Below are 19,071 nucleotides of genomic sequence, written 5' to 3'. Positions count from 1 at the left end.
GATCGCCTCCTATTACCGGCTCTATCTGACCGAGTCGAGATCAGGAGTGTTTCGCAACCGATGACCTTGTTGTTTGAGCGTCAGTTGCGATTGGGCGATATTCTGACAGCGGAAACATTGATAGTCCTTGCGGTTCTCGCGGGGGCATTCGTGCTTGTGCCTGGAATGTTGATTCGGCATTTCAAAGCGATTGAAAGAGCAGAGGTTGAACATGAACGCTCGGCTTATCTCGCAACCCATGATGTTCTAACCCAATTGCCGAATCGCTACCTCTTGGCCGATCGTTTTGATCAGGCGTTCTCAGACTGGAAAGCGAGTGGGACTGCGTTTGCCGTTCTGTTGATCGATCTCGATCATTTCAAGGACATTAACGATAAGTATGGCCATGAGGTTGGTGACCAGGTTCTCAAGGCAGTCGCCAATCGCATGCTTCAGGTCACGCGTTCTTGTGACACCGTAGCACGCTACGGTGGAGATGAATTCGTGATTCTGATCACGGATCTTATCAACCCAGAGAGTGCTGAGCAGTACAGGTACTGGAAGCCATTGCGCAGACAGTAGCGACAAGCGCAGGAGAGCTAACACTGTGGTGCAGTATCGGAGTCTCTCTGTGTCCCAATCATGGCCAAAGTCTGAGTTCGTTGCTGAAAGCAGCGGATCAGGCAATGTACGGCGTTAAACAACTGGGGCGCAAAGGAGTCGCGATGACTGAGTCCCCGGAAGCTTGAGATGCTTATAGGATATTCAGGCTCATTTAATCGCTAAGTTCGGCAACAAAAAAAGCCAGGGAGCCAGGCTCTGTTAAGGGTTCTCTGGATGCAGATATCATTTCTGCCTATCGGCACTCCGACTTCCGCTACGACCTACCGATTTGAAATAACTTGCAACTCTTGTGTGATTGAGAAACTGCACGCGCCTCTCTAGATTTGAACTCGCAATGCCGGGCCCCTCTGACAGCTAGCCGCTGCCATGTCGGAGTTGCAGTTTTTATAACTTCGACACTTAGAGGAGGGGCTCATGACTGCCCTAGAACCGTTCTTCCTGGCCGAGTTCCTCGGCACCGCCACTTGGTTGTGGCTAGTCTTTATAAGCATCGTGATGGGCCTGTTGGTCTTCGACCTCGGGGTGCTACACCGTGAGCATCGAGAAATCGGCGTTAGTGAAAGTCTGCTGCTGTCTGCTGGCTATATCACGGCTGGTTTGCTGTTCGGCCTCTGGGTCTGGCAGGTCAAGGGCGGTGACGCCGGGATGGATTTCTACACCGGTTTTCTGATCGAGAAATCGTTGTCGATGGACAATGTGTTCCTGATGGCGATGATCTTCAGCTTCCTCTCAATCCCGCGTAGGTATCAGCACGAGGTACTGTTCTGGGGCATTCTCGGTGTAATCGTGCTGCGCGCGATCATGATTGGGCTGGGGGCGGCGCTGATCGCCGAGTTCAGCTGGATTCTGTATGTATTCGGCATCTTCCTGCTGTTGACTGGGCTAAAGATGCTGTTCAGCAGGGTCGATGCCCATCCGAACCTTAGCGAAAACCTGCTGGTGAAGTTCCTGCGCAAACATATACGGGTGACCGAGCGACTGCATGAAGGGCGCTTCTTTGTCCGTCAGGCGGACGCCAGCGGCAAGTCCGTGGTCTGGGCGACGCCGTTGTTCTTAGCCTTGGTGCTGATCGAGTGTGCCGACCTGGTGTTCGCCGTGGACAGCGTGCCGGCGATCTTCGCCATCACCCAAGACCCCTTCATCGTCTACACCTCGAACATCTTCGCCATCCTTGGCCTGCGTGCTTTGTATTTCGCCCTGGCGGCGATGATTCACCGCTTCGCCTACCTCAAGTACGCGCTGGCACTGGTGCTGGTGTTTATCGGTGGCAAAATCTTCCTGGTCGGTATCATCGGCAAAATTCCGGCGGTCATTTCTCTGAGCGTGACCCTTGGGCTGCTGCTGGGCGGTGTGCTGCTGTCGCTGTGGAAAACCCGCGACCAGGTCTCTGCTGGCTCGAAGTAGTAAATCCAAAAAGGTGGCGGCCGCCAGTCGGATGCCTACTAGCGAATTGGCGACTTTGAGAAATGGGGACAGTAACTCTAAACCAAGGTCAAAAATGGATCATCCATGGCTCTGCTAAGCTCGTGTCAATACCGTTTCAATGAGATGAGCGAATGTCATTTGCAGACAAGTTCGTTGCTGAGATATTGGCGCTTCAGGTTGCTCTATATCAATCCCTCGCTCGGTTGGAAGCAAGGACTGATAGCGAAGCTTTGCACGATCTCAGGATAGCCGTAAGGCGTATCAGGAGTTTGCTCCGACCGATGCGCTCCATAAGTCAGGTGGGAGCTTTGAACATCGCGGCGGCTGAAGTAGGAAGGCTGACCACACCTGCTCGCGATCTGGAGGTTATGATTCAGGAGCTTGAGAGCAGAGGCTTTCCTGTCCAAGCCATCTCAGAAAAAGCCGGTTAGCGGTGAGCTACTCCAGGATTCTAAAAAATTCTGCTCTCAAGAACCTGTTCATTCAACTGGATGAGTGGCCTTCCAGCTTTCGCTCGGTTGAATTGAGCGGCGGTTTGAAGCACCTCCAGCCTCAAATTGAAAAATCCCTGAAAAAGCACATCGACCGCTTGCATGCTGCAGTAGATGACGCTGGATTTGATAGGTATGAGTTGAGAATCCTAGTCAAGCAGACTCGCTACCTGACAGAGGATTTTCCAAAACTGTCACCGCTTTCGGGTAAAGCGGCAAGTTCTCTCAAAGCCCTGCAATCGGCATTGGGTGCCTGGCATGACCATTATCAGTGGTGCTAAATGGCACTGATCGAGTCTGACCTACTCCCGCTGGAACAGGTTTGGCAGCGCTGCGCAGTAACCGCACTCGAAAAATCTGAGATCCAGTTGAAAGACTTGGCAATACGGCTGAGAAAATCTTCGGGCAAAAAAAAGCTGCCTAAAGTGGCAGCAGAAGAATGAGCGCGTTTTGGATGGACTCATTATTGCGGGCAGAAAGTTACAAATCGATGATGGGTTTTTGTTCATCGATGCCTGCACCTTAATACAGCAATAGATAGGCACAGACCTGATAAGGGACGAACGTCATGATTTCATTACTCGAGTTACGTCACATCATCGAATGTAGCTTCCGGCCCCTATCCTGCATATGCACCGTTAACCCAAATGGATCGTTGATGATCAAGGTCGTCGAACCAAGCTCTGGCTGCGTCGAATTGTTGGTAACTGGAATTTCGAGCTACCCACTGAGTAACAGCCTCGCAATATTAAACCTTGTAGGCGAGCTACGTTGCGGAATGAGCGCAAGAAAAATCTGCTGTGGGGATCATCCCGTAGGTTTATAAAAGCCATTTGTTGGGTTCTGCAGAGGGATAGATTTCGCTAAATATCCTTACCAACGCTGCGCACATCCTGTCTGAACACCGCTGCTAACAATCAAGCAATTCGAATTCTGCCAGCGGCCAAAAACTCTTTTCAATACACATGCGAACGTGTCGGGAATGATTTCTCGTACTCCGGCGCAGTCAAAAAAAACTGCACTCGCGTGCGGGTAAAGAGGAGTTTTAACCCATGTGGGTTTGCCCACCGCTGTCAGCTTAGCATTTGGATCCTAATGCTTGCTCAACCTTGTTTTTGTTAGGTTGCAGCACCTGCAGGGTGCGCTTAGCTATCGTAGCGTAATTCCTGATTGGCCAAATCCTACGATTTACTGCTGTGTGGCATGCTGCGGCCTGTGTCGTAACGGCCATGATTCAGGTCGTATTTGGATGCACTTCAATATGACCGGTCAGTATAGTCATCTCCGTCTCGATGCCGGAGTGCCTTAAATTGGACAATACCCGTGAGCGCTTGATTGATTCCGCGCTGAAGCTGTTTCTGTCACAAGGTATATACATTACTGGTGTGATGGCCATCGCCGCGATGGCGGGAGTTACCAAGATGACGCTCTACAGCCATTTCCCCTCCAAGGATGCGTTGATAGTGGCTTGCCTTGAGGAGCGTGACCGACGCTGGCGTGAAGAGGTAGCGCGCACCTTGGCAGGGCATACTGACCCGGTCAGTGGCATGCTCGCTTTTTTCGATTTGTATCAACGCTTTCTTTTGCAAGATAGCGAACGCGGGTGCCTGTTCGTCAACAGTGCGGCTGAATTCCCCCAGTTTAGCCACCCTGTGCATTTGGCAGTCAGCAGGCATAAGCAAGGGATACGGGAAAATCTTACTGCCTTGGCGATGAGCGCCGGTATAAGCGACCCTGACGTAGTGGCTGAGGGGCTATTCATCTTGTTGGAGGGCAGTTTTGTCAGCGGCGCCATGGGCCAGCAAGTTCGGGTATTCGACACTGCCCGGCAAATAGCTGATTGCTGGATCCGGAAGCAGTGTCAGCAGGGGCAGAGCGTATGACCCTAGGCTTATTAGCTGCCATTGCAGCCACTTTTTCCTGGTCGCTGCTCTACATCTTTCCGGGGTTGGTCGGCGATTACAGCCTTTTTGATCTGGCAGTGGTGAGCTATGCCTTTGCCGGCTTAGGTAGCTTGCTCGTGCTGTTTGTTTACCGTAGTGAAGTGCGGCAACTGCGATTGAGCGACTGGGCCTGTGCCGCACTGCTGGGTTTCTTAGGATACATTGGCTACTTCTTCCTGATCACCACTGCGGTCTTGGCAGCTGGGCCGGTGATCCCTCCGGTAATGATGGGGTCAGTACCGATCGTGCTCGCGATTGCCGGCAACATGCGAAGCTCCAGTGTGCCCTGGCGTGCCATTGCCGGGCCGTTGTTGCTCGCGGCTTTGGGCATAAGTTTGGTCAACTTGAGCGTGTTTGATTTTAGCGCCGCAAAGGTGGTGCTCCCGACTGATTCGATACTGCTTGGGCTGCTCGCATCGTTAATCGCAATTGGATTTTGGACTGGTTTTGGATTGTTAAATGAAAGTGCTTTGGCTCAGCGCCCAAGCATGTCCCCCATGTTGTGGTCAGCCATGCTGATCTTCATGTGCAGCGTCGAGATGCTGGCCTTCATACCCGTTGGTTTGCACTTGAACCTGTCCCACTTCGCTAGCCATCCGAGCGGGTTAGAAGGTACTCAGGCGCTAATAGTCTGTGGGTTGATTCAGGGGTTAGGGGCCACCCTTGCAGGTGCCTGGGCATGGTCAATTGCAACTCGACGTCTGCCTCTAGCGCTCAGCGGACAATTGATCGCCAGCGGAACCATTTATGCAACTACGATGGGCCTGCTGATCAACCAACGCTGGCCCTCTCCTATGGAAGCACTTGGGACAGGGTTGCTATTCATAGGGGTAGTGTGGGCTATTCACGCCTTTTATCGCAGGCAGACAAGCCTCGCGACGCGTGGTTGGATGACTGACCTTAGCCAAAACTAATGCGACTTTGCCGGTATGGGCATTTAAGGTGTCCGCCTTGGATTGATTTGGCATCATTGCCCTAAGTGCTGGAGGCGGGAAGCTGTGTTGGACGGACGGTTCATGTAGCCTCTCCCGCAGACAGACCCAAATTGTTGGCTTAACCCACTCGCCTTATCAGTTGCAGGAACTCGTGACGCGTAGCGGACGACTCGCGAAAGGCGCCAAGCATCACCGACGAGGTCATCACCGAGTTTTGCTTCTCCACGCCCCGCATCATCATGCACATGTGCTTCGCCTCAATGACCACAGCAACACCGGCGGCATCGGTGATGTGCTGAATGGCGTCGGCAATTTGTTTGGTGAGGTTTTCCTGAATCTGTAGGCGGCGGGCGAACATATCGACAACTCGGGCGACCTTCGACAGGCCCAGTACCCTCCCTGTGGGGATGTACGCGACATGAGCCTTGCCGATGAAGGGCAGCATGTGATGCTCACACAATGAATACAGTTCAATGTCGCGCACGATGACCATTTCATCGTTTTGCGATTCGAACAGTGCGCCGTTGATTACTTCCTCCAGACTCATCGCGTAGCCATTACACAGGTACTGCATCGCTTTGGCTGCGCGCTTGGGCGTGTCGAGCAGTCCTTCACGCTCAGGGTTCTCGCCTACGCCGACGAGAATTTCACGGTAATGCTCGGCTAATGATGGGTTCATTTTGATTCCTCGCCGCCATGCTGCGCTTAAGGTGGCGGCAATCCTTGGTAGCAGGGGAGTGCCTGCTGCGCACCAGATAACACGGGTACGCCAGATGATCTGTGGCTCAGGTTCTGCGTCGACCCAATGGGAAAGCGAAGTTTTCTAGGTCTGCTTTGTTTTTAAAGTGGGCTGCTCGTCTGGTGCGGATTTTGACTCCGGCACCGGGCAACGGTTATCGACACAGCGACGGCGGCCATCAGGGTGAGGAAGCCACGCCAAATGGGGGCGTAAGCGGCAGAAGAGGCGATAACCTAAAGCAAGCAGCGGTCGGATGGCACGCCATGTCAGTGGCGCTGCCCAAAACCCCAAACCGGCGGCTCGCCAGCTCCACAGGGTGGCGTCCAGGCCGGTTACCCAGCGGCCATTGGCGAAACGGGCGTGCAGCGAGGACTGCATTTGCTCGAGCGTTAACCCGAGTGCCTTGGCGTCGAACGCACCGCTGCTGATGTCAATAAATTGCAGGCGACTCTCTGCGGCGTGTCGATTCAGGATTTTGATTTCGCGCGCACACAGCGGACATTGACCGTCAAAGTACAGCGTCAGTGGCCAATCCTTTTTATTGGACATTTATAGAGACCTTGTATAGGTTTTTCACAAGATATGCTGAAAGAAAAGGACTGACAATGGGCCCGCCCTAAGCCACGCTGAAAAATGCGACCTTCTGGGTAAGACGATCAGCAAGCTGCGCTAACTCCTGGCTGGCCGTTGCAACTTCACGAGAGCCAGTTGCCGATTGCACCGTTGAGCTATGGATGCGCGTGATATTTTGCGCAACGTCTTCGGCCACGACGCTTTGCTGGATAGATGCGCTGGCGATTTGGGCATTCATGTGGTTTATAGCCCCGACCTGCTGGCTGATTTTAGCTAACGCCGTTTGGGCGCTGCGGGTTTGCGCAACGGTGTGGCTTACCAGTTCGCAGCTATTACGCATGGTTTGTGCAGCCGTTTCAGTCCCGCTCTGAAGGGTGCCGATCATTTCGCGAATTTCCCGGGTCGACTCCTGAGTTCGATTAGCTAGAGAGCGCACCTCATCGGCCACAACTGCAAACCCTCGGCCATGCTCACCTGCTCGGGCCGCTTCGATGGCTGCGTTCAGCGCCAACAGGTTAGTTTGCGTGGCAATTGAATTGATTACCTCGATCACTATTTCAATCTCTTCGCTACGCTTTGACACCTGCTCTACCGTATTGGTGGTTTCAACCAGTGTGTTCGCTAACTGTTCGATAGCGAGAGTGGTGTCCGCAACGACGCGATTACCGCTTACAACTTCAGAATCGGCTAAACGCGTTGCGTCCGCTGCTTGAGATGCATAGCCCGAAACTTCATTGACCGTTGCCGCCATTTGCGTAATTGCAGTTGCCACCTGCTCGGCTTCGCGGGTCTGCAGGCTGGTTTGATTATTATTGGCGGACGATGTGGTCAACAGCTGCCTAGATGAATTGTTAACCTCTTGGGCCGCAATGCGTACTTCACTAATGGTATCAGCCAAACGTCTGAGCGCAGTTTTCAGGACGCCCATCACGCTGTTCGGATAATCGGTAACAATAATTTGTTGCAAATCGCCTGCGGCCAACCTTTGGATAGCCTGTGCAACCTGTGTCGGATCAGCACCCAGCGTTGATTTGACGAAGCGAATAATAGAGATCGCCAAAATGATGCTCAGCAGCAGCGCTATCCCGGTGGCCATGAGCATCAGTCCTCGAAACTCACTAGCGGTGGCTTGTACCGCACTGAGTTGGTTTTTGATCGAGGCTTCTTCATAGTCAATCAGTGCATTCACGCGCTTCAACCACTCGCTGTATTCACCGGAGGTTTGCCGCAGCAGCAAAGCCTGTGCACCAGAAATGTCCCCGTCGCGACGCAGGGCAATTACCGACTTGGTAGAAGCTAGCGTTTGCTTTTCAATGTCTTTAATCGCCCTCAACAGCTGTTGCTCCTGCGATGTTACTCCTGCAGTTGCGAATAGCTGATCCATTGGCGTGGCTGAATCGGAGTAGGCCTGTTCTAAATTGATAACTTCATTGAGGTGGACGGTTAAGTCTTGTTCACTATCCACCAACACTGCGTCTCGAATAGCAATGGCTCGGTTGTGCACGCTTCCGCGAAAGTTAATGGCGTAACGTTGAATCTTCGCCGCATTTTCGCTTACGTGTTCCAGGGTGGAGTCGATAAAGCCCACACGTTGGATGCCCACGGCGGTGATTAGTATGAGCAGCGACACAATCGCGGCGAAACCAAGGCCTATGCGCGAGGCTAGTGAGATGGAGTTTTTCATCGGCTGAACTCTTAGATAGACCCTGTACGGGCAAGACGTGGCGGTTCTGTTTTGCTATCCATGTCAAGGGCTACTTGTGTGCCTCTACCGCCCATTTGAAAGTGACGAGAGCCCGGCGAGGCACCAGCGCGATCAGCTGGTGATAGCTGACTGATGGCAGAATGACACACATTGCATAAAACCTATACACGAAATTATTTTTGTACAGGTTTTATTTCTTCTCGCAAAGTCGAGCCACTGCTGGCAGTCGTAGTCTGGTTTCGGTTTTGTACCAAAATGGCGAGCGGATCGGCTCGTAAAAAGCTACGTGGCCCGATGAGGGAACTGGGATTGGTCAGCGAGAGCCCGGGCCCGTATGCTTAAAAGCGACGGTGAAACGACCAGGTATTTCCGAACATTTGGGGTCGTGATTTCCATGTTCTAGCGCCAACAGGCTGGCGATCAAAATTCTCGTCAACCGTTGGTCGTCAATAGGGATCGAACATCGACTAACCGGTGTCGATGGGTGAGATAGGTATAAGGATTCGTATTTTCGAATCAGACCTATCTTGGCGGAACGAAATGCCAAGCATTGATCATTTTAGATTTAAATCTCATCACCTCCTGCTGGAGCTCGATGCGGCAGTCACTGAGTTGATGATATTGGTTTCGATTCGTGAGACAAACGCAGAGCGTTGGGCTATGGGAAGCCAGAGACATTTTGCGGCGTATGCCGAGTGGAGCTCCTTCATGTATGGTTCAAAGCTAAACTTGCCGAGTAACACAGTTTCCTAGCCCCGGCTCAAGTAGGCAGTCAGGCGATCATTTCTTTCACGATTGAAGCCACACTTCTGGCATCGTCCATCGCTAGAAGATAGGTACCTTGCCAAACCAATCCCATAGCGTCTACCGCTTGCTTAAGTCCTTTCGGCTGATAGTCGTATAGGCATTTATGCCATTTCCTCAGGTTGAAGTGCTGCTGCCTGGCGAGCAGTGAAGGGCACGCAGCGAACCCAGCATCGCGCTCTAGCTGTCCACCCAATGATGCCCAGGCCGCATTGGATAATGTGCAGCAAACGTTCGTAGCTCTTCGCAAACTCTTGATAGGTTCGAGCGCCGGGGCGGGGGGCTGCTGCGCTTCAACAAGCGGTATTAGACCTTCTTCTCAGCTATGGGCCGCCGAAGGTGCGTAGTGAAGTGGATGAACTCGCGCGCTGCGTCGGTAGACCTCCTTCAGGTACCATCGCGCTCAGCCATAGTCTCAACGCAAATCGAGGTGAGGTAGAAGGCAGGCTCCAAACCAGCCCGGTAGAACTTGTTTCAGGCTTCCCGACGTAAGTTTTTACGACGCCAAATTTCCGAGGTTTTCCAATCTGTCGACCTCGCGCTTTGCCTCCGCTGAAGGGAGGCATGTAAACATTTTAAACTCGCCGCAGGGCAGGGAGCCGTGGACTACCAGGCAAAGCACAGCTGGGGTGCGGTCGACTTGGTAAATGCAGGCACTGAGCATGATCTCAAGGATGCGAAACTCCTCATATACCGTCGCCTGCTTGCCCGAAAAGCAATGGGGCAATGACCTAATTCTACAAAGCGACTCATTACGCTGAACCCAGCTTCGGATCGCCATCAATATCTCGCCCAGGCGGGGCGTTTGGGCCTACAGTCTTGAGTGTCGCTCACTGCAAGGAATACAAATGAACGCGTTGCCTTTAACCTCTCTGCCAAAGCACGTCAGCCTGCTGGGTTATGGCGGTCTGTTGCCGTTTATTTTTCTGGCGCTTCTGATCCCGTTCTCTCTCGACTATCGGCCGTTGTTTGCGATGGCGCTTGTTAACTATGGCGCAGTCATCCTGAGCTTCGTCGGCGCCTTACACTGGGGCTTCGCCATGACCGTGCAAGACATGAGCGCCGAGCAGGGCAGAGACCGGTTCATCTGGAGTGTCATTCCTGCGCTTGTTGCTTGGATTGCCACGTTACTGCCAATGCCATTGGGTTGCTTGCTGTTGGTCATCGGCTTTGTTGCCCACCTCCGGCAGGACAGGCAGCTGTTGCGGGTTACGAGCTTGCCCGCTTGGTACTTGCCGATGCGATTACGGCTTACCCTCGTGGCGAGCGTCTGCTTGCTGCTTGCCGCGATCGTTGAGGCGCTTCACTCATGAAGCCTCGTGAGCCCGGTTCGTTGCCCGTGCCTGGCAGCCGCTTATCGCGGTTGATGCGTTTCGGCAGTTTGGCCTCGGGCGTCGCGGGCGGCATGCTAGCCGAAGGCGCTCGGCAGTGGGTTCAGGGCAAACGTCCGGCGCTCAGCGAACTGCTGTTGACGTCGGGCAATGTGCATCGGGTGGTCGAGCAACTGTCGCAACTGCGTGGCGCCGCCATGAAGGTTGGGCAGTTGTTATCGATGGATGCAGGTGATTTGTTGCCGCGCGAGTTCAGCGAAATCCTTTCTCGTCTGCGTTGCGACGCTCACCCTATGCCTATGAGCCAGTTGGTGGCAGTCCTCAACGAAAACTGGGGCAAGGGGTGGGAAGGGCGCTTCGAACGGTTTTCCTTCACGCCATTGGCGGCAGCGTCCATCGGCCAGGTTCATGCTGCGAAAGATAAGGACGGCCAATGCCTGGCGATCAAGGTGCAATATCCTGGCGTGCGCGAGAGTATTTCGAGCGATGTGGATAACGTTGCTACCTTATTGCGCATGTCCGGGATGCTGCCTAAGGGCATGGACGTCGCCCCATTGCTCCAAGAGGCCAAGCGCCAGCTGCAGGATGAAGCGGACTACATGAAAGAAACCGAACACTTACGGCGCTTTGATCAACTGTTGGCCGACAGTCCTGACTTTCTGGTTCCTCGTGCGTATGCCCAGTTCAGCACGCCGAATATTTTGGTGATGTCCTTCGTCGATGGAGTAGCGGTGGAGTCACTAGAGCACGCGCCGCAGGCAGAGCGCGACCGGATCATCATGTTGCTATTCGGCCTGTTTCTGCGCGAGGTGTTCGAGTTCCAGTGCGTGCAGACCGACCCTAACTTTGCCAATTACCGTTATCAGCAAGACTCCGGCCGGATGGTGTTGTTGGACTTCGGCGCCACGCGACTTTATGACCGCAACATTACCGAGGCTTATCGCCGCTTGTTGATTGCAGGCCTGCATGAAGACCGTGCCGCCATCACCAATGCCGCACTGGACGTCGGCTACTTTCAGCCTGAAACGCTGCCCAAACACCGAGCCGTACTCACTGATCTCATTACACAGGCCTGCGAGCCACTGAGGCATCAAGGTGCCTATAACTTTGCGACGTCTGACCTGGCCGTACGCCTACGTGATACCGGTTGGGAACTAGGTGCCGACCGCGACTTCTGGCACACGCCACCTGTGGATGTACTGTTTCTGCATCGCAAGGTGGTAGGTTTGTACCTGTTGGCCGCGAAGCTGAAGGCGCGGGTGAATGTCCGGAGGCTGTTCGAGCCTTACGTGATTTGAGCGCTTTATGGACGATAAATGCTCGCCTTGGGTACCGCTACCGTTTAACCATGCCTTTGCATAATTCTCGGCACGCAAGTATCTGATCTCTGATTAAATTGGCGATTTGCTGGGCTGCGGAGCTATAGCTACATCGGCTATCGCTCCTTCGGGCTTAAGCCCGGCTCGACCCAAAGTCTTCATATGCCCTGAGCGGTTCACTCCGCAGTTGGCCGACCACGATTGATTCGCGAAGCGCATTGCAGCTGTCTCATTTCTCCGGGGCGTTACGAAGCTGGCTGCTATTCCATGCTTCAGTGAGCTCGTCTATCCGATCTGTGATTTGAGGCTTTTTTGATAGGACTAGGCAGCGCGTGTTGCCAACAAATTCTTCTATCAAATACACAGCGTCGCCGACATCCAGTTCCAATTCCTGCAGCGCTTCGTCCGGAATTCGAATAGCGCCGTCACCATCCCATTCTTCAATGATGACCTTCAAAGGGGGCTTTCTCACGTGTGCTCTCCAATGGTTCTAATTCTGAAGCCGTCCAATGCCTTTAGATTGACTGCGGCGTGTTTTACAGATCTGGATAATCGTCCAGCCTAAGGCTAGGAGCCCCCGTCTCCTGAGACTCACGCTTAGGCGTATGTATCACTCCGGCTTCGGCATCTGCACGCATTAGCTCAAGCTCTTTGAGAAAAGCCTTGTCCTGTACCGTGGGTTTGCTGGTGTACGGTTTGCGCTCTGGTTGAGGCTTGGATGCATAAGTCGTTAACGCGTCTGGGTCATGCTGCAGCTTCTCTTGGACTTGCGACTCCAGCATCGCACGGAGGGCGTCTTTATCGGGACGGGTAAGCAATTTTTACTCCTGATTGGCAGTCAGCGATTGGCTCATTGGGCGATGGAAGAAGGGGTCACCAAGAATTAGCTACGACCGCCTGCGGTGAACTTTGTCAGATGGAAAAAGCAAAAACTGGGAGCATATGTCAGTCAAATATTGGGTGCCGGCCTCGGTTTCGTAAGGCCGGGTTTCAATGAGAAGCTACTATTTGCAGTTACCTGCTTTTCGATATCCTGCTGCCTGGGCCTCAGATTCAGTGCTGATGAACATAGCTAACATAGCTAACATAGCTAACATAGCTAACATAGCATCTGGTTTAACATAATATACATTATGCGAATGACCCCAACAGACTGTTAGGGCGTGTCTCGGCAGATTTTACTTCACGATGCCGGTTTTTCGTTCGGTCCGGCTGGTATCAGCAACGACGGTGAATTGAGCACCACGTCTTGACAGATCAATTCGCGCTGCTGCTTCGTGCGGTGCTTGTGTTTCGGTAGACACTTCGTGAGCTGCTTGGAGCTGCTGATTTCTGCCGGTGAACCACGGATCAAACGCGCCGTTTTTGACGAACACCAGACAGGCACTCATAGGAACATCAATCGGCGTGCCCTGTTGCGTGTAGCAATTACAGGAACCGCGGGACTCTGACGACATGCATGCAGCAACCCGTGGAAAATCCGTCGGTGCCGTCAACTGGTCATAAACCGGTGCCGTGTGAGGCTGGTTTGCCAGCCGTGGCTTGAGGGTTTCCTCTGTCCAAATCGGTTTAGCTTCACCGGTCGAAATCCCAAAATTGCTGGGTGCAGAAATGGCCGCTGCCTGAACAGCTTTCGTCGTCACAGGATCTGCCTGGGGCTGTTCGGGATCACTGGTCAGGTGATGAATGAACTTGAACGCCATGACAAAACCAACGATGGCCACCAAGATCGCTGCCGCCAAAATCACCAACATTTTTACCGGCGGTTTCGCCTTGTGCGTGTCCAAAACGGTCGACGTGTACAGCGTGAAAACCTTCGGATCAGTCTTGTGACGATCAACGAATCGCCGGACAGAAATCACTTACCCACCGGAATCTCAGTCAAATCATAAAGCTGCGCGCCCAACCTCAGCCTGCGTCTAGAAATTGCAAATGACCCCTACGCATAAAATACATGGTGGCTCTTCACTCACTGTCTGCTAAGAACGCCGTGCTAGAGCGTCTCCTGCCAAAGTCGATGAAAAAAAAAGCTAAATCAGCGGAAATAACAAACTCAGGGAAAAAACAATTAACCGCCGGACTCTATAGCGTCATGCGTAATAACAATGGGTCTACTTATGAATTTTCCCGAAAAAATTTATGTTTTGACGAAGAATATGGCCGTAGACCGACCGATATAGCGCCAGATTTTCATTTTTTAACCGCCGGAAAAAGAACAAACACCACCGGAATTATCGGCAATAGACAGCCATTTTAAGCCGTAAAAATTGCATTTTTTCCCGCGCTAGAGCGCTTTCCGAAAAATCATTTAATCACCGGAGAAAAGTTGAAAAAATCAATTAACCACCGGAAAGTCCTGCTGCCCCACAACACAGTGGCCTGAGTGCCTGGAAGAGCTGAAATCTGCTAAAATGGGTGCCGTGGCGAGCCAGGACAAATACTTCTTTCAATATTATATATGTGTCCGTAGTCCACACTGGGGAAGTGTCAGTTTTATGCACTGCTACCTTGCGTGCGTCTTACAAAGTTTGTTCGGCAGAAGTAAAATCGCACGACCTTGATTTCCGAAATGACCATCGCTACCATCCGTCTAATGAGCGCGGTATCGGCACTAAGGCTAACTAAACTAAACGGCTATTTAGTGTAGTTAACATTTTATCTCAATCGAGTTCATGTTTCAGCCTGAGGCCTCCAACTCACGCCCGATATCCGATATCCGATAACGCGCAGACCCGGATATTCCATTCCCGCAAGTTCCCATTTCATGCAGGACGTCCCATGCCTTCGTCACCACAACCCCTGTTTGAAAGCTACCGACGCTTTTTGGAGCTGAACTTCCACCAGATGAGTGAAGAATTACCTCTGGTTCGCGATTATTTGGCCAGCTTTCCCGAGGAACTTGAGGCTTACCAGGGCTATATCGCTGCGCGCGGTTTCCTCAAATCGTATGCCGGCAATGAAGCGACCTTCAATTCCTACCGCACGCACGTGGAACGTTTGCTGCTTTGGTCACTGCTGGTGGCCCGGAAACCTTTGCTGGAATTACGACGCAGCGACGCCGAGGCGTTTATGGAATTCTGCTTGCGGCCGACGGCGGCTTGGATTGGACCGGTGGTCAAGTCGCGCTTCCTCCGGGTCGGTGGTCAGCGCAAAAGCAGTGCCGACACTTACCAACTCAACGCGGTGTGGCGTCCTTTCAGCCAGACGGCGCCCAAACGTGACAAACACCTTCCGGAGCCCGCGCCGTCAGAGAATCGTTACAAGATGGCCCAAGGGTCCGTGGCCCAAGTCTTTGCCGTCTGTGGCAGCTTCTATCAATACGCCATGGACGAAGGCCTCACCGAAGCCAACCCATTTCGCGCGGTCAAACAAAAGGCGGTCTACAAGCAACGCCATACCCAGGAGGTGTCCGGCCGCGCCCTCTCCCACCTTCAGTGGGATTATGTAATCGAAACCGCGGAGGAAATGGCGGAAGAAGACCCCGACCATGAACGCACGCTGTTTGTACTCACGACTTTGTTTGCCATGTACTTACGCGTTTCTGACCTGGTCGGTCGCGACAACTGGGAACCGACCATGGGTGATTTTCGGCGGGATACCATGGGCAACTGGTGGTTTCATGTGGTAGGCAAAGGCAACAAGGCGGCCAAAATCAGCGTGCGCGATGACTACGTGCACACTTATTTGAGCCGCTACCGAAGACACTTGGGGCTAAGTGCCCTGCCCTCACCGCATGAGACCTATCCCCTGCTGACCACGTTAAGTGGCCGGGGTGGCCTTTCAGGTCGACACCTACGCTTGATACTTCAGCAGGTGTTTGATCGCGCCTTGCTGAAAATGACCGCAGAAGGTCGCAGCGACGATGAGATTGATAACCTGCGTTCGGCGTCGTTGCATTGGTTGCGACACACGTCGGCAACTTTTGATGCGCCGTTTCGCGATATGAAGGATTTGCAGGCGGACCTGCGCCACAACAGTCTGAGCACCACGCAAAATACCTATTACAATTCGCTCGACGAGCAGCGTGCGCACTCGGTCAAACACCTTAAGTTGAAATAGTGGAGTTCAATGACGCGGCATCGACAATGCTGTCCCGTGTTCTTGGTCACAAGGGAGCCGTGGTTGTAGAACGGCATCGATCACGCCAAGTAAATAGTACATGTGGTGAACTATTAAGTTGAATTAGCTTTGACCGGCCTTATTCCACAGCACGCTGTTTTAAAATTTTTCCAACCGTTCTGCGCCGCGGTGGCTGAGTACTTCGCTCAGCGATGCTCCGCACCGACGTCTACAACCGTTCACATTTCCAACGCCCCAGGTGGGATCGCATCGGTTGATAACTGATATGTCCGTTCTTTGTTTCTCAGGGGTGATGACGCAGGACTACCGTAGCTCCAACTTTTCGATTCTCTGGAGCCTCTTGTGAAAAATGTCTTTGGCTTGAACGTAATTTTTTCAGCGTTTACCTCCACGTCGACCGCACGTTCGACTGTTGATAATGAGGGCTTCACGCCTTCCCCCTCCGTGGCTAGCCGAGCCCGCATGGCGCGTCGTGTGGCAAGCATCGATGACCGGCTCGACGATACACGCAAAGCGAGCTGAGCAACGTCACGCGTGAGCGACACACGCTTGCACGCTACACCCATGCGCTAGGCAGTTAGCCATATGTCGCCCCGTCCATGTGAGTGATGCGCAGTTGCGCGCCTCTGAGATCAGGGCGCTGGCAGTTACCCTTGGCCGTCCTTGCCTGATTACGACAAGGCATGACAACGCTGTGCACGTGCGGCCCTCCATAAGCGTCATAATTCATGAGCTAGGCTGTCTGATCATAGAATCTGCCTGCCACCTACTCATAAGCGCTCATGCATGGAAGACACACCGAACAATCCCGCTGTCAGTGATGAGTCGTCCGAGGACACCGTTACCAGGGAGTCACTCTACGAGCAGGCTTGGTCGACTCCGATGACCAAGATCGCGGAACGCTATGAGCACACTTTCTATAAGACTCAAGCACGCAAGGCTGTGCGCCGATCTTTCACAGGAAGAGCTGGGCATACGAATTGGGCTAGAGCCAGCATCCGCGAGCACCAGGATGAATCGGTACGAGTTGGGCAAGCGGATGCCAGACCCCGAATTAGTCGAACGCCTAGCGGCAGAACTAAACCTGCCCGCCGCTTATTTTTACCCCGTCGATGATGCCGAGGCTGATCTTTTGCAGCGTTACTTTCGACTTACCAAAGAAGGCAAAGACAAGCTTAATAAATATTTGGCAGTCTTAGTCTAATCCCGAAGCAGAGCCTTGAGGTTATCCGCGCCGCGGTATCGCGTTACTCCTTCGTTAGTGGTGTATGTGCCGCTTGGTTTTACATCAAACATTTGGGGTGTGACGGCGCAAAAAAAATCGGGGACACAAACCTGCTTTTTTGCGCTCTGTCTCTCTGGCTCTGCCTGTTAAAATGCGGTCAGTAGCGATCTCTATCGACGTAAAATCCAAGGTCGTTGAGCACATGGTTTAGCGCGCCTACGATCCTGGATTCTGCACGGAAATCGGCTTCGGTGTACGACAAAGCCACTGCGAGACGAAGCTGCTCCTCTTCGAGACTCGAAGGTCCGAATGACCACACTTGGATCTTCGCAACGCTAGTGTCGTTGTGGTGATAATCGTCTATCAGCTCAACGCTGGACGACATTGCCATCCACTGCTCCATAGATACGCCGTAGGTCCGCTGAGGCCAATCCGCAAGCATTGAGCGTTTGTCCATGAATGTATCGCCTACGCATTCCAGAGAAGGCTTTAGATTTCGAACGGTGACGTCAAACAATCTCGGTGAAGAGACGTAGCTTCGAACCTCATCCAGGTCGATCAGCGAATCGCCACATTTAAGCTGCTTGTGCAGGACTTCTATCAACCTTTGAGGAAATTACACGCGATTGAGATGCGGAGCTTTTTGTTTCATGTGAGGCTAGAACTCCACTTAACGCGGAGTGACATGATGGACAAATTCAAGCTACTGCTCACAGCTTTCAGAACGCAAACGCCTCAAGCTATCGTAGCGCTCCTGGTCTTGCCATTCTGTTTGCAGCAAATGGCCGGAAAGGATTGGGACTTGATCTGCGTTACAGTAGCCATAGCTCGAGATTCTGGGTTCGCACCTGCACTCCCTTACATTCTGGGCTGTGCAGCTGCGACGCTGGTAACCCTGTTCACCGCGGTAGTGATCATCTATCTCAAGTCCAAGCACCCGACTGCATCGATTGCTTAGTTCCGATGGACAGGCATTCCGTCAGGGATCATTGATCGGAGGGTCCGCCGCCTGTGTGTATGCATGAATCGAAAGGACTCGATGAGCCCTTTCTACTATGGAGCGTCTAAAACAAACGAAGGCGCAACCTTCGCATCAAGAGAATTGAAGTTGATTCAGCTCGATTGGTGCTGGTACGAGCTTCTGCCCACAACGAGTACCTTGACCAGGCGTGCAATGTCTTCATCCGTGGTTTCCAGCACGATCAGGCCCACGATTTGCTGAGCGGCCATGGTTGACGATGGGCAACTGGTAGGATGATTCGGTGAGTTTCTCTACAATACGGGCGGTGCACGATGGAAAAAATCACTACCGATTCCGCTAGTCCTGAAGAAGACCAATACGGCTTCGAGCACTTAATGAAAATCAAAGCGCTGAGGAGTGAACGCCTGTCGTTGCAGAGAGCGGCATCACGAGCTGCGTACGAAGCGTTGAGTCCAGAGGAAAGAATTCTCGTCGATGAGAAATTTCGAGAGGCCGCTCTGAAAATTGCAACGCAATTTGGCAGGAGCCGGCCATTCAAATATGAGAGCGATCAATCATCTTCCGATAACTCGAAAACGGTTGCTTCCCAGGCCTCAAACGACCATCTCGACTAACACTCTTCTCATCTGAGCTTCACCCTCCACTGCTCTAGGCTTTGTGGTCATGATCCCAGCACCAGTCTTTAAGATATTCTGCGCCGATTCCTTCGCAGGGAGCGAGGATGATCGCGGAGTTCCTAGCTTCTCGGTAGCAACCATCGGATGCATAAATCTCGACTATCTACAAAATTGGGTCGATTTAGGACGATGAAGCTGCGATGTTGATCTAAGCGGGATCAATCTTATCAAGGCGACTCCTAGCCCCCCTCACGAGGTAACGGTATGAGCACTGTAGTGACTCCACGAGAAATCGATAC

At 52.8% G+C, this 19,071-nt stretch carries 20 protein-coding genes and 1 pseudogene; 15 read left to right on the top strand and 6 right to left on the bottom strand.

What is annotated here, in order from left to right; all coding sequences use genetic code 11:
- The 9 genes from ACI77H_RS29850 to ACI77H_RS29810 all read left to right on the top strand — a co-directional run.
- A partial coding sequence (locus ACI77H_RS29850; RefSeq protein WP_407015509.1) for a diguanylate cyclase domain-containing protein occupies positions 1-561 on the top strand: 561 nt, incomplete at its 5' end.
- Positions 537-728: a diguanylate cyclase domain-containing protein gene (locus ACI77H_RS29845; RefSeq protein WP_407015511.1), complete on the top strand. Its 192-nt coding sequence runs from the start codon at positions 537-539 to the stop codon at positions 726-728. The genes ACI77H_RS29850 and ACI77H_RS29845, both read left to right, overlap by 25 nt.
- 289 nt (positions 729-1,017) lie before the next feature.
- Positions 1,018-2,007: a TerC family protein gene (locus ACI77H_RS29840; RefSeq protein WP_407015507.1), complete on the top strand. Its 990-nt coding sequence runs from the start codon at positions 1,018-1,020 to the stop codon at positions 2,005-2,007.
- A gap of 152 nt (positions 2,008-2,159) precedes the next feature.
- Positions 2,160-2,459 carry a CHAD domain-containing protein gene (locus tag ACI77H_RS29835; RefSeq protein ID WP_407015505.1) on the top strand — a complete coding sequence of 100 codons (300 nt, stop codon included), beginning with the start codon at positions 2,160-2,162 and terminating at the stop codon, positions 2,457-2,459.
- A 2-nt stretch (positions 2,460-2,461) separates the two neighbouring features.
- Positions 2,462-2,800 carry a CHAD domain-containing protein gene (locus tag ACI77H_RS29830; RefSeq protein ID WP_407015503.1) on the top strand — a complete coding sequence of 113 codons (339 nt, stop codon included), beginning with the start codon at positions 2,462-2,464 and terminating at the stop codon, positions 2,798-2,800.
- A complete protein-coding gene (locus tag ACI77H_RS29825; protein WP_407015501.1) occupies positions 2,801-2,962 on the top strand; it encodes a hypothetical protein in 162 nt (53 codons plus the stop codon).
- Positions 2,963-3,087: 125 nt separating this feature from the next.
- The gene (locus ACI77H_RS29820) at positions 3,088-3,345 is read left to right on the top strand and encodes a DUF1652 domain-containing protein (RefSeq protein ID WP_407015500.1); all 258 of its coding nucleotides are present in this window, start codon (positions 3,088-3,090) and stop codon (positions 3,343-3,345) included.
- 484 nt (positions 3,346-3,829) lie between these two features.
- Positions 3,830-4,402 (top strand): TetR/AcrR family transcriptional regulator, encoded by a 573-nt coding sequence (locus tag ACI77H_RS29815; RefSeq protein WP_407015498.1) that lies wholly within the window; start codon positions 3,830-3,832, stop codon positions 4,400-4,402.
- Complete coding sequence (locus tag ACI77H_RS29810) at positions 4,399-5,376, top strand: DMT family transporter (protein WP_407015497.1); 978 nt, start codon at positions 4,399-4,401, stop codon at positions 5,374-5,376. The genes ACI77H_RS29815 and ACI77H_RS29810 overlap by 4 nt, the downstream gene beginning before the upstream one ends.
- 139 nt (positions 5,377-5,515) lie before the next feature.
- Here the strand turns inward: ACI77H_RS29810 and folE are convergent, their stop codons facing one another.
- The 3 genes and pseudogenes from folE to ACI77H_RS29795 all read right to left on the bottom strand — a co-directional run.
- The gene (folE, locus tag ACI77H_RS29805; RefSeq protein ID WP_407015496.1) at positions 5,516-6,076 is read right to left on the bottom strand and encodes a GTP cyclohydrolase I FolE; all 561 of its coding nucleotides are present in this window, start codon (positions 6,074-6,076) and stop codon (positions 5,516-5,518) included.
- 144 nt (positions 6,077-6,220) lie between these two features.
- Positions 6,221-6,685: a thiol-disulfide oxidoreductase DCC family protein gene (locus ACI77H_RS29800; protein ID WP_407015494.1), complete on the bottom strand. Its 465-nt coding sequence runs from the start codon at positions 6,683-6,685 to the stop codon at positions 6,221-6,223.
- A 67-nt stretch (positions 6,686-6,752) separates the two neighbouring features.
- Positions 6,753-7,280: pseudogene (locus ACI77H_RS29795) on the bottom strand (methyl-accepting chemotaxis protein); the annotation flags it as partial.
- 2,786 nt (positions 7,281-10,066) lie between these two features.
- Between ACI77H_RS29795 and ACI77H_RS29790 the strand changes: the two are divergent.
- On the top strand, positions 10,067-10,531 hold the full coding sequence (locus ACI77H_RS29790) for a DUF3429 domain-containing protein (protein ID WP_407015492.1): 465 nt from the start codon (positions 10,067-10,069) through the stop codon (positions 10,529-10,531).
- A 53-nt stretch (positions 10,532-10,584) separates the two neighbouring features.
- On the top strand, positions 10,585-11,847 hold the full coding sequence (locus ACI77H_RS29785) for an ABC1 kinase family protein (protein ID WP_407015490.1): 1,263 nt from the start codon (positions 10,585-10,587) through the stop codon (positions 11,845-11,847).
- Positions 11,848-12,097: 250 nt separating this feature from the next.
- Here the strand turns inward: ACI77H_RS29785 and ACI77H_RS29780 are convergent, their stop codons facing one another.
- Together ACI77H_RS29780 and ACI77H_RS29775 are read right to left on the bottom strand one after the other, a co-directional pair.
- The gene (locus ACI77H_RS29780; RefSeq protein WP_407015488.1) at positions 12,098-12,340 is read right to left on the bottom strand and encodes an AbrB/MazE/SpoVT family DNA-binding domain-containing protein; all 243 of its coding nucleotides are present in this window, start codon (positions 12,338-12,340) and stop codon (positions 12,098-12,100) included.
- Positions 12,341-13,046: 706 nt separating this feature from the next.
- A complete protein-coding gene (locus ACI77H_RS29775; RefSeq protein ID WP_407015487.1) occupies positions 13,047-13,730 on the bottom strand; it encodes a hypothetical protein in 684 nt (227 codons plus the stop codon).
- A gap of 92 nt (positions 13,731-13,822) precedes the next feature.
- On the opposite strand from ACI77H_RS29775, the gene ACI77H_RS29770 reads away from it, so the two are divergent.
- The 3 genes from ACI77H_RS29770 to ACI77H_RS29760 all read left to right on the top strand — a co-directional run bounded on the left by ACI77H_RS29770 (position 13,823) and on the right by ACI77H_RS29760 (position 17,152).
- Positions 13,823-14,125, top strand: coding sequence for a hypothetical protein (locus ACI77H_RS29770; protein ID WP_407015485.1), 303 nt, complete (start codon positions 13,823-13,825; stop codon positions 14,123-14,125).
- A 521-nt stretch (positions 14,126-14,646) separates the two neighbouring features.
- Positions 14,647-15,927 (top strand): tyrosine-type recombinase/integrase, encoded by a 1,281-nt coding sequence (locus tag ACI77H_RS29765; RefSeq protein WP_407015483.1) that lies wholly within the window; start codon positions 14,647-14,649, stop codon positions 15,925-15,927.
- Positions 15,928-16,852: 925 nt separating this feature from the next.
- Positions 16,853-17,152 (top strand): helix-turn-helix domain-containing protein, encoded by a 300-nt coding sequence (locus tag ACI77H_RS29760; protein WP_407015482.1) that lies wholly within the window; start codon positions 16,853-16,855, stop codon positions 17,150-17,152.
- Positions 17,153-17,330: 178 nt separating this feature from the next.
- Here the strand turns inward: ACI77H_RS29760 and ACI77H_RS29755 are convergent, their stop codons facing one another.
- A complete protein-coding gene (locus ACI77H_RS29755; RefSeq protein WP_407015481.1) occupies positions 17,331-17,630 on the bottom strand; it encodes a hypothetical protein in 300 nt (99 codons plus the stop codon).
- Between the two features lie 836 nt (positions 17,631-18,466).
- On the opposite strand from ACI77H_RS29755, the gene ACI77H_RS29750 reads away from it, so the two are divergent.
- Positions 18,467-18,769, top strand: coding sequence for a hypothetical protein (locus ACI77H_RS29750; RefSeq protein ID WP_407015480.1), 303 nt, complete (start codon positions 18,467-18,469; stop codon positions 18,767-18,769).
- Positions 18,770-19,071: the final 302 nt, after the last annotated feature.

This window comes from Pseudomonas sp. O230 (genome assembly GCF_045447035.1).
GTDB lineage: Bacteria > Pseudomonadota > Gammaproteobacteria > Pseudomonadales > Pseudomonadaceae > Aquipseudomonas.
This window is presented reverse-complemented; position numbering and strand designations above follow the sequence as displayed.

Coding starts and splice junctions, on each gene's coding strand:
- ACI77H_RS29840 (WP_407015507.1), top strand. CDS start 1,018: ATGACTGCCCTAGAACCGTTCTTCCTGGCCGAGTTCCTCGGCACCGCC.
- ACI77H_RS29835 (WP_407015505.1), top strand. CDS start 2,160: ATGTCATTTGCAGACAAGTTCGTTGCTGAGATATTGGCGCTTCAGGTT.
- ACI77H_RS29825 (WP_407015501.1), top strand. CDS start 2,801: ATGGCACTGATCGAGTCTGACCTACTCCCGCTGGAACAGGTTTGGCAG.
- ACI77H_RS29820 (WP_407015500.1), top strand. CDS start 3,088: ATGATTTCATTACTCGAGTTACGTCACATCATCGAATGTAGCTTCCGG.
- ACI77H_RS29810 (WP_407015497.1), top strand. CDS start 4,399: ATGACCCTAGGCTTATTAGCTGCCATTGCAGCCACTTTTTCCTGGTCG.
- folE (WP_407015496.1), bottom strand. CDS start 6,076: ATGAACCCATCATTAGCCGAGCATTACCGTGAAATTCTCGTCGGCGTA.
- ACI77H_RS29800 (WP_407015494.1), bottom strand. CDS start 6,685: ATGTCCAATAAAAAGGATTGGCCACTGACGCTGTACTTTGACGGTCAA.
- ACI77H_RS29790 (WP_407015492.1), top strand. CDS start 10,067: ATGAACGCGTTGCCTTTAACCTCTCTGCCAAAGCACGTCAGCCTGCTG.
- ACI77H_RS29785 (WP_407015490.1), top strand. CDS start 10,585: ATGCGTTTCGGCAGTTTGGCCTCGGGCGTCGCGGGCGGCATGCTAGCC.
- ACI77H_RS29770 (WP_407015485.1), top strand. CDS start 13,823: ATGGTGGCTCTTCACTCACTGTCTGCTAAGAACGCCGTGCTAGAGCGT.
- ACI77H_RS29765 (WP_407015483.1), top strand. CDS start 14,647: ATGCCTTCGTCACCACAACCCCTGTTTGAAAGCTACCGACGCTTTTTG.
- ACI77H_RS29760 (WP_407015482.1), top strand. CDS start 16,853: ATGAGCACACTTTCTATAAGACTCAAGCACGCAAGGCTGTGCGCCGAT.
- ACI77H_RS29755 (WP_407015481.1), bottom strand. CDS start 17,630: ATGGACAAACGCTCAATGCTTGCGGATTGGCCTCAGCGGACCTACGGC.
- ACI77H_RS29750 (WP_407015480.1), top strand. CDS start 18,467: ATGGAAAAAATCACTACCGATTCCGCTAGTCCTGAAGAAGACCAATAC.